Source organism: Mesonia sp. HuA40 (assembly GCF_008017835.1).
GTDB lineage: Bacteria > Bacteroidota > Bacteroidia > Flavobacteriales > Flavobacteriaceae > Mesonia.
In genome coordinates this window covers 1-1,795 of the sequence record NZ_VRLT01000060.1, presented here as the reverse complement: position 1 = coordinate 1,795, position 1,795 = coordinate 1, and the positions used below count along the sequence as shown (strand labels likewise).

Sequence of the window (1,795 nt, the reverse complement as noted above, 5' to 3'; positions counted from 1 at the left end):
TTTTTACTTCATCTTTTCAAGCAGTCAGATTCATTATTTTTCCGCTTTGCTTTTCATTCCGAGGTATTTTTGCCAACGGTCTTGTATATGGCTCGTAGCGTGTAAATTAGCGAATATTTTCGGATTGAGCACAAGCCAGATTTTTAAATTTTACTATTTATCTTTTTATTAGAAATCGTCAAATTTAAAAATTTGGCGACTTTTCAAATATGCCTCAACTTCGATTAAGCAACTGATTAGCTATGAGCTATATACGTTGTTGCCACCAGTTATTTCTCGTTCAGATGCTCAACTGCTTTTTCTAAAACTGGGTCGTTATTTTCCATATAATCCTTTAATGTTGTTTTAATCTCAATGTCTGGTTTAATTCCAAAACCTACAAATTCTCTTCCGTCCGGATAAGTGTCTTTTTTTGTACAAACACGACCAAAACCACCATTTGGCAAATCAAATATCATCGGTTGTCCTGTACTTCCAAAAGTTGGCTCTCCGATTTTAGTTATATTTTCTTGATTGTCAGCATAGATTAGGAAATCCTCCGCAGCTGAAGCAGTATTATGTCCGATTAAGATTGCTGTTGGTAATTCTACTCTTGTAATATCTAAATTAGATGTGGAATAAGGCTCGTAAGGAAAGTTATAGTAAAATTCATCTTGGTAACTCAAATAGGATTGCTTTTGCCAATCACCACGCAATGTGTCTTGAGCTTTTGTATATTTTCCCCACGCTTTATAGGTTGGTATGTGTAACCTACTTTTTGATTTTGAACTATACAGAATAGTATCATTGGTCAAATATTTTATAATCTCACGTCCAATATTACCTTCGCCACCTCCATTTTTTCTTAAATCAATTATCAGTTTTTTTGCCTTTTGGATTTCTTGAAATTTTTCTGAAAACAAATCCATTATTTCCCAACTCGAAAATGAATTTAAAGCGATATAGGCAATCTCATCATTTATCCATTTAAATTCAAAAAGTTCATTTTTTTCTTCGGGATAAAGTTCTTGCTCGGCACTTTCTTTATGTGTTAGATTGATTGTTTTAATCTTGCCATTTGGTAATCTTAATTCAAGTTGAAATTTTGAACCTATGAAACCTTCGAGCATATACTTTATTGATAAATCATTTAAAATGTGTTGAGTAGATGATGAGATATAAGGTTTGACGTTTTGATTTACATATTCTTTTGTGGGAATTCCATTGACTTTTATTATTTCTGTTCCAATTGGCAATTCGCTTAATTTACTTTTATTGACTTTGGTAATTATCGCTTTGCCATCAATGTTAGATAGGATAAATTTGAATTCTCCAAAATCAGTATTCAAAATCTTATCTTGAATTTCCTTTGGAAACCAAACGTTTGTGTGTCCATCGTTTAGAGTTGCACAGAATTTTTGCAATAATCTATAATACTCGTAATCGTTTGCTGTATTTTGGACTTCGGTAATTAGCATTTTGTATTGATTATTCCATTCCGTTTTATCAACTTTATTTAGATAAACAAAATTGTAATTTACTTCTTGCCAAAATTTTGACAATCCGTAAATTTTTTCAGCGTTTGTTAATTCATTCGGAACTTGTCCGTAAATCAGATTTGAGATGAAAATCAGAATTATTACAAAAGTTTGTTTCATTTACTGATGTTTGTTTTAATTGGTGGCAACGGTCTAGTATAACCGTCAGTTACGGGTTAATATGCGTTAATTTTCGGTTTGGCACAGACGTTAGCAATTCCGAGTGGATTCGGACGTAGTCGAATCCGCCGTAATTGCGGTTATACATTGTTGTGGTG

General features: G+C 32.5%; 1 protein-coding gene. It reads right to left on the bottom strand.

What is annotated here, in order from left to right; all coding sequences use genetic code 11:
- Window positions 1-269: 269 nt before the first annotated feature.
- Entirely contained in the window at window positions 270-1,637 is a 1,368-nt protein-coding gene (locus tag FT993_RS11665) for a S41 family peptidase (RefSeq protein WP_147862740.1), read from the bottom strand.
- Between the last annotated feature and the right edge of the window lie 158 nt (window positions 1,638-1,795).

Bases quoted from the DNA above. Each gene is read 5' to 3' on its own strand.
- FT993_RS11665 (WP_147862740.1), bottom strand. From the start codon at position 1,637: ATGAAACAAACTTTTGTAATAATTCTGATTTTCATCTCAAATCTGATT.